The organism is Nitrospira sp. BLG_2 (assembly GCF_049222245.1).
Window position 1 is genome coordinate 1 of sequence record NZ_JBLYIG010000252.1, and the last position, 6,572, is coordinate 6,572.

The window sequence follows — 6,572 nt, forward strand, 5'->3', positions numbered from 1 at the left end:
GTCAAATTGACGATCCGGAAATCGAGGCTGTTCTTGATGCGAATATTGCGCTGGGGACGGCCGCCCTGTGGGCGGCCGTGCAGGAATATCGTCAACACATCTCATTTTACCGAAAAACTTGAGGGCATTATTGGAGTGTCCCTCAAGCCCAACCGAGTTCCGCTAGACTGCCAGTCGCTGCAAGGACGCGATTCGTTCTTCCATTGGTGGATGCGTGGAAAATAGACGCATAAAGCTCGATGAATTACCTGAGATCTTCATTGTGGCGAGCGCGTCCTGCGATGAGTATTCGACCTGCGAACGGGTGACCCATCGATCGATCGCTCGAAGCGCGGCGATCATGGAGTCCTTGCCGTATACCCTGGCCGCAAACGCATCAGCTCCAAACTCCCGACGACGCGAAAACCAGTTGATGACGATGGCGGCTAATATACTGACGACGATCTGAATCACGAGCGACAAGCCAAACCCTAATGCCGCTTGGTCACGTTCCGCGAAGAAACGCCGCACCCACATGGCGATATAATACACGAAGGTATTCATCAGTCCTGCAAGGACAGTTGTGGCAAACATGTCGCCGTTATACACATGACCCATTTCGTGAGCCAAAACCGCCTTGACCTCGTCTTCTTTCAGGTTCTGCAGCAATCCGGTGGAAACAGCCACCATGGAGTTGTTCTTGCTCGGGCCTGTCGCGAAGGCATTGGGATCGGGTGAGTCATAGACCCACACCTCAGGCATGGTGATATGCAAACGCTGAGCGATTTCTTGCACAGAGCCGTAAATAACCTGTTCAGCGGGCGAACGAGGTTGCGTAATCTGTCGGCAATCTAGCATGGCGCGTGCCATTTGTTTTGAGAATGCCAAACTGATGAAGGCGCCACCGAACCCGAACATGGCGGCCCATACCAAAGTGGAAAGATCGATCGACCCTCGAACATCGATTCCGAACAACGGAAGAATCACATTGATCACTATCGGCACGGTGATCGAAAGCGTCACCATAATCAGAATATTGGCGACCAACAACAAACCTATACCCTTCATCCATTTCATCGATGATCCTCCTTAGAAGACAAGCACATCACGCTACTGCTCGCAGTGAGTACTTTGACTGTCCTGATTATACACAAACCGGCACTTCGTTACATGTCTATCAGGTGTACGATGTGTCGAAGGGAAATGATAAGACCTCATTGTGAGAAGTCAAGATTCCGGAAATCCCCGAAACCATTGAAGCTATGAGGGAAAGTTGACCGGTTCTTGATTTTCCTGTTAGAAGATTGCTCGAATAGGATGTCGGAACGGAAACAACATTCATCACTCGATTCGTCGCGGCTCAGCGCGGTATCGTTCCCTTTTCTGTGACAAGCGGCTGTGGCTTATGCCTAGCCCCCAAGCCAACGGGATGGAAGTCATTTTGGAAGTGACGTAATGGATTCCGCCACATCGACCATCTCTTCCAAACATGAACTGCTCCGCAATCTTCTCAAACAGGTCTCTCGTCTGTTCTACACAACATTAGTCGTCGTGCCTGCGAATGTGCGGGATCAAGTGAGCTTGGCCTATCTCTTTGCCAGGGCTGCCGATACGATTGCCGATACGGACCTGATCGACCGACCTCGCCGTTTAGGTTTTCTCAACCGCTTCAAAGAACAGTTTGTCGGTGACGAGATGGATTGGACGCAAATCCGTACAATCCAACAGGCCACGAGTTCGCTTCAGCAGGATTCGGCTGAGCGAACCCTGCTCGAACGACTGGATGAGTGTTTCCGAATATTTCACACCTGTTCGCCGGACGACCGACATCGGATTCAGCGGCTGATGACGACCCTGACTCAAGGAATGGAAATGGATTTGAGCACGTTCTCGGGAACTTCTGTGGTGGATCTCACCGCGCTCAAGACACTCGATGACTTAGATCGCTATACCTATTATGTGGCAGGATGTGTAGGAGAGTTCTGGACTTCCTTGATGTGTGCACATCGGAAAGCGTTAACGAACTGGGACATTCAACAGATGTCGGAAGTCGGGGTGCGATTTGGAAAGGGACTGCAACTGACGAACATTGTCAAAGACATCGCCTTTGATCTACAAAAGGGGCGTTGTTACATTCCGGAAATGATGCTCGCCGAAGCCGCGCTCAAACCACAGGATCTCTTGGATCAGAACAATCTCTCTCGCTTCAGGCCTGTGCTCAGCAAACTCGTTCGCATGGCTGTCGAGCATCTTGACCAGGGTTGGCTCTATACAATGGCGATCCCGCGTTATGAAACCAGGTTGCGACTCGCTTGCATGTGGCCCATCCTTTCCGCCGGCGAATCGCTCAAGTTAGTCATGAGTTCTCCTGAACTGCTGAACCCTGCCGTGAAAGTCAAAATCCCGCGCAGCAAGGTCTATCAGATCATGACCATGACGACTGGTACTGTTGGTTGTGGATATGCCGGGACTGCTTATTGGGGGCATCTGCGGAAGCAGATTGTGTGAAGGAACAGGCAATCCGGGCGGGCTTACATCCGTTCTCGTTTTCTGAGGCAATGTAATTCATTGCGCAAGCTGCGTGCAATGCCACAGCGCCATTCTCCGTCCAGACTTCAATCAATCACCGTACCCGGTCAGCGAGCCGCCTCGCTTTCTACTTCTTCTGCGGCTCCAGCAACTTGTCGCCTTTCCTAAACACGGCGTAGATCGCCTGTGAGGGACAGGCGTCCAGGCAGAGCCTACAGCTTTCCAGACAGCGCGATGGGTCGAATTTATAGGGAGGCGTTGAGAGCCAGGCGCCAGTGGGGCAGATCGGAACACATAGAGCCTGATGCGTACAGCGGTCGGGGTGGCGGACGAGGTGATCACGAACGACCAACATGGGTTTGACTCCTTCAAAGAGACCCTGCGAGAAGATCTCGAACATATTCTTGTTCGGTAAACTACTCACTTCCATTCCTTCACGAGTTCTTTGAGCCGTTCTTTGAGCTCGGGAATCTGTTCCAAATTATTGTGAATCGCACCCAGAATTTTTTCGAGTCTGGCGGTTCTCAACGCTTCCTTGTCTTTCTTCACTAATCGATCGTATTCCTCGTAAGCAGTTCGGTGTACCGGTTCGAGTTGAGCACGAGCATCGACCAGAGCCTGTCCGAGTGTCCAGGGTTCAGGTGAAAGCGCGGGAACTACGGTAAAGGTTGCATCGCTACAAACAATCACCGCGGCGCTGGGTTTTCCGGTCAATGGAATCACGGCTTGGACCGTTTTGCCTTCAAACGATTTCCAGTCGAGCACCAGTCCGGGAAACTGTCGGATGAAGGCCACCTTTTCCATGTTGGCCTTCCATTTGTCTTCTGTCGGCATCGAAGTGATCGTAGGGAAGTCTACGGCTTCTTGATGGGATTCAGCCATTCCGGCACCGGATGGTCGGGCATGAGCAATCGGGTGACGACTTCGCCCTTCAAAACATGTCGTTCCATGATCTCTGTGACATCCGCTTCTGTCCCGACCCAGTACCATACCCCTTCGGGATAGATCACCACACTGGGACCCAGCTCACAATGGTCCAGGCAGCCCGCTTTATTGGCGCGAACAAGACCTTTGAGATTCAACCGTTTTGTTTCGCTCTTGAAATGCGCGTGAAGTTTTTCCGAGCCTAAGTTTGCGCAGCAACCTCGCGGGTCGTCTTTGGGACGTTGATTTGTACAGACGAAGATGTGGCGTTGAAATGGTGGCATACGGTCGAGCCGCTAAACCGGCATGGTGAGCGTATTGAGCCGTTCAATCAGGAGTGTTACATCCTGGCCGCTTAAGAACGGAGATTGCTGTTGGGTTCCTTTGAAAATAGCCATGATTTCCTGTAATCGCAATGACGCCCGTCGAAACCCGTCGCCTTTCGAGAGTTCCGATTCTTGGCCTGCCCGTAGTTTGTCGAACTCAGACAGTATGTCGCGAAAATCACGCTGCAAGTTTTTATGCATTGAACAGGAAGCGCAATACCATTTTGGATTTTGATCCGATAGAGGCGACAGACGATCGTATGGGCGCCCGAAAAAATCTTTTCCCAGAGAAAGTTTTGTGATTGGGCCGCCTGTAGCTCCGCAAGCCTGACACGATTCGTTCCAGGAGTCCATCCTCACCTCCATAACGACACTGAAAGCCTGCATCTTACAACAGGCTTTTCCGACTGTCCACGGGCTGATAGTGTTGGTCCAAACGATCACTCCGGGTATCAAGGTATAATGGCATTGTTACGTTTGCAAACGCTCATAGCCGGAAGGGAGAACCTTTATGGTGATCGGTGTTCCGAAGGAAATCAAGGATCATGAGTACCGTGTCAGTCTGACGCCCGAGGGTGCAGCGACCCTCCGGCAGAGCGGGCATGACGTCTGGCTCGAGCAGTCCGCAGGCCAGGGTAGTGGATTTAGCGATGATGAGTATCGTAAGGCCGGGGCCTCGGTTGCCGGCTCGAAGGACGAGGTATTCAAGAAAGCTGATTTGATTCTGAAAGTTAAAGAGCCGGTGCTTTCTGAGTGTCATTTGTTTCGTCCGGGCCAGGTCCTGTTCACCTATTTGCATCTCGCCTCACTGCCGGATGTGACCATGGCGCTCCTGAGCAACAAGATCACGGCTATTGCGTACGAGACGACCGAGTCGAAAGACGGCAGTCTTCCGCTGCTCAAGCCGATGAGTGAAATCGCGGGACGGATGTCGGTGCAGATCGGTGCCCAATATCTCGAAAAAATCCACCGGGGACGAGGTGTGCTGTTGGGAGGCGTTCCGGGATCGGAGCCTGGCAGGGTCGTTGTGCTAGGCGCCGGGATCGTGGGAAGCTCGGCGACTCGCATCGCGGTCGGTATGGGAGCCCAGGTTACCGTGATCAATCTGGATATTGAACGGCTGCGGTATCTCGATGATCAGTACCAGGGCCGGATTGTCACGCGCGCTGTAAGCCCCACCAGCATCGAGGAAGCTGTATGTTCAGCCGATCTTGTTATCGGCGCCGTGCTGGTCCCTGGCGCCAAGGCACCTAAGCTGGTGTCCCGGTCCCTGGTTTCACGGATGAAGCCCGGAGCAGTGATCGTGGATGTTTCTGTCGATCAGGGCGGTTGTATTGAGACAACGAGACCGACGACTCATTCGGAGCCTGTCTACGTCGTCGATGACATCGTGCACTATGGTGTAGCCAATATGCCAGGAATCGTCCCTCGCACGTCGACTTACGCCCTCACCAATGCGACATTGCCATACCTCCTGCAACTCGCCAGTGACGGTGTGGATCGAGCGATCCGGTCTGATCCCGGACTGGCCAAGGGAGTCAATCTCAGAGATGGGAAGCTCACCCACCAGGGTGTGGCAGAAGCTCACGGCTTGCCTTTTGCCCCTGTCTTGTAAGACAATCACGCGTCCGTTCTTTCCACTCGGTCTAGTCGGGGCGTAGCGCAGCCCGGTAGCGCACTGCGTTCGGGACGCAGGGGTCGGAGGTTCAAATCCTCTCGCCCCGACCAAAGACCTGCATCCAAACGTCGTTCGATACGCATGCTCGCCACGCCCACCACTATCATCGCCTCTTGGAGAGCTGCTTTTCGGCAGCTTCTTCCAAGGCGATACGAGCCCAGTTGGACAGGTTGCGATGTTGCGCCTTGGCGCATTTGATAAGGTCGGCTTTGAGGTCCTTGTCCATCCGGATCCCGATAAATGTCTCCGATATTGGATCTTGATCGTGCATAGGGATCACCCCCTTTCGGCCATAGTAATAAGACAACTAAGATCTGCATGACGTGCATCCTACAGCATTGGCTATACAGTCATTTCTCCAATCGCAGCCCCACATATGTTTCTGATACCGGATCTTGAGCGGGCATCATTATCACCTCCCTCATAGGTCTGAATGTGCCACTAATGATTAACTATGTAAAATATTGTTTATAACGTAAAACATATAAGCTTTCAATCGTGCCAAATCTACGTTTTCTTCTTGGGGCGTCGCTTTTCGACGACCTCTTCCAAGACCAGGCGAACCCAGTTCGATGGCGTCCGTCGTTCAGCGTCTGCGCATTCTTGGATCGCCTCCTTAAGCCAGACCGGCATGCGGACTCCTAGAGTCGTTTCAGAGACTTCCTGTTGGGTTGGCATATTCACCGCCTCCTTTCTATGTTCACCATATCACACATTGTAACCCACAGACAAACGAAGTTTAACATTTCTTTCACTGTATAGGTGAGACTCATCAGAAATCCGTTCTCAACTCATTGCAGATAGTTCTTCTCATTCATTTGGCGTAGACTCATTGCAGATAGTTCTTCTCATTCATTTGGCGTAGAATTGTAAAAGGCGTGACGCATCGGAAGAGGTGTGAGAATATCCGCTGGGCTGCCCGTAAGTGGCTGTTAGCACTCAGTATCTTGGTAGGATCAATGCCGCAAACTGTTGATGAACGCCCGGTCCGAGTACATATCCTGGTGACTGGTCGTGTGCAGGCAGTAGGATTTCGTGCATTTGCGGCACAAACTGCCACACGGCTTGATCTGGTAGGTGGCGTCCGCAATCTTGAGGATGGTCGGGTCGAGCTGGACGTGGAGGGGAAAAAAGCG

General features: G+C 52.4%; 10 protein-coding genes and 1 tRNA gene. 4 read left to right on the forward strand and 7 right to left on the reverse strand.

The window, feature by feature from the left end; all coding sequences use genetic code 11:
* Window positions 1–162: 162 nt before the first annotated feature.
* Window positions 163–1,056: a protease HtpX gene (gene htpX / locus ACOSYY_RS06900; protein WP_421661531.1), complete on the reverse strand. Its 894-nt coding sequence runs from the start codon at window positions 1,054–1,056 to the stop codon at window positions 163–165.
* A 378-nt stretch (window positions 1,057–1,434) separates the two neighbouring features.
* On the opposite strand from htpX, the gene ACOSYY_RS06905 reads away from it, so the two are divergent.
* Window positions 1,435–2,487, forward strand: a complete 1,053-nt coding sequence (locus ACOSYY_RS06905) for a phytoene/squalene synthase family protein (protein WP_421661532.1) — start codon at window positions 1,435–1,437, stop codon at window positions 2,485–2,487.
* Between the two features lie 148 nt (window positions 2,488–2,635).
* Here the strand turns inward: ACOSYY_RS06905 and ACOSYY_RS06910 are convergent, their stop codons facing one another.
* The 4 genes from ACOSYY_RS06910 to ACOSYY_RS06925 are packed head-to-tail and all read right to left on the reverse strand — an operon-like array spanning window position 2,636 to window position 3,947.
* The gene (locus tag ACOSYY_RS06910) at window positions 2,636–2,932 is read right to left on the reverse strand and encodes an ATP-binding protein (protein WP_421661533.1); all 297 of its coding nucleotides are present in this window, start codon (window positions 2,930–2,932) and stop codon (window positions 2,636–2,638) included.
* Window positions 2,929–3,342 carry a hypothetical protein gene (locus tag ACOSYY_RS06915; protein WP_421661534.1) on the reverse strand — a complete coding sequence of 138 codons (414 nt, stop codon included), beginning with the start codon at window positions 3,340–3,342 and terminating at the stop codon, window positions 2,929–2,931. Before ACOSYY_RS06915 ends, ACOSYY_RS06910 begins: the two co-directional genes overlap by 4 nt.
* A 20-nt stretch (window positions 3,343–3,362) precedes the next feature.
* Window positions 3,363–3,716, reverse strand: coding sequence for a (2Fe-2S) ferredoxin domain-containing protein (locus ACOSYY_RS06920; RefSeq protein WP_421661535.1), 354 nt, complete (start codon window positions 3,714–3,716; stop codon window positions 3,363–3,365).
* A gap of 12 nt (window positions 3,717–3,728) precedes the next feature.
* Window positions 3,729–3,947: a hypothetical protein gene (locus ACOSYY_RS06925; protein WP_421661536.1), complete on the reverse strand. Its 219-nt coding sequence runs from the start codon at window positions 3,945–3,947 to the stop codon at window positions 3,729–3,731.
* A gap of 322 nt (window positions 3,948–4,269) precedes the next feature.
* Between ACOSYY_RS06925 and ald the strand changes: the two genes are divergently transcribed.
* Window positions 4,270–5,373: an alanine dehydrogenase gene (gene ald / locus ACOSYY_RS06930; RefSeq protein WP_421661537.1), complete on the forward strand. Its 1,104-nt coding sequence runs from the start codon at window positions 4,270–4,272 to the stop codon at window positions 5,371–5,373.
* Between the two features lie 36 nt (window positions 5,374–5,409).
* Window positions 5,410–5,486 (forward strand) — tRNA-Pro (locus ACOSYY_RS06935).
* A 53-nt stretch (window positions 5,487–5,539) separates the two neighbouring features.
* On the opposite strand, the gene ACOSYY_RS06940 is transcribed toward ACOSYY_RS06935, so the two are convergent.
* The gene (locus ACOSYY_RS06940) at window positions 5,540–5,707 is read right to left on the reverse strand and encodes a hypothetical protein (RefSeq protein ID WP_421661538.1); all 168 of its coding nucleotides are present in this window, start codon (window positions 5,705–5,707) and stop codon (window positions 5,540–5,542) included.
* Window positions 5,708–5,943: 236 nt separating this feature from the next.
* Window positions 5,944–6,114: a hypothetical protein gene (locus ACOSYY_RS06945; protein ID WP_421661539.1), complete on the reverse strand. Its 171-nt coding sequence runs from the start codon at window positions 6,112–6,114 to the stop codon at window positions 5,944–5,946.
* 281 nt (window positions 6,115–6,395) lie between these two features.
* Here ACOSYY_RS06945 and ACOSYY_RS06950 point away from each other — a divergent pair.
* The coding region (locus ACOSYY_RS06950) for an acylphosphatase (protein ID WP_421661540.1) at window positions 6,396–6,572 on the forward strand (177 nt) is incomplete at its 3' end.

Coding starts and splice junctions, on each gene's coding strand:
- ACOSYY_RS06940 (WP_421661538.1), bottom strand. CDS start 5,707: ATGCACGATCAAGATCCAATATCGGAGACATTTATCGGGATCCGGATG.
- htpX (WP_421661531.1), bottom strand. CDS start 1,056: ATGAAATGGATGAAGGGTATAGGTTTGTTGTTGGTCGCCAATATTCTG.
- ACOSYY_RS06905 (WP_421661532.1), top strand. CDS start 1,435: ATGGATTCCGCCACATCGACCATCTCTTCCAAACATGAACTGCTCCGC.
- ACOSYY_RS06945 (WP_421661539.1), bottom strand. CDS start 6,114: ATGCCAACCCAACAGGAAGTCTCTGAAACGACTCTAGGAGTCCGCATG.
- ald (WP_421661537.1), top strand. CDS start 4,270: ATGGTGATCGGTGTTCCGAAGGAAATCAAGGATCATGAGTACCGTGTC.
- ACOSYY_RS06920 (WP_421661535.1), bottom strand. CDS start 3,716: ATGCCACCATTTCAACGCCACATCTTCGTCTGTACAAATCAACGTCCC.
- ACOSYY_RS06915 (WP_421661534.1), bottom strand. CDS start 3,342: ATGCCGACAGAAGACAAATGGAAGGCCAACATGGAAAAGGTGGCCTTC.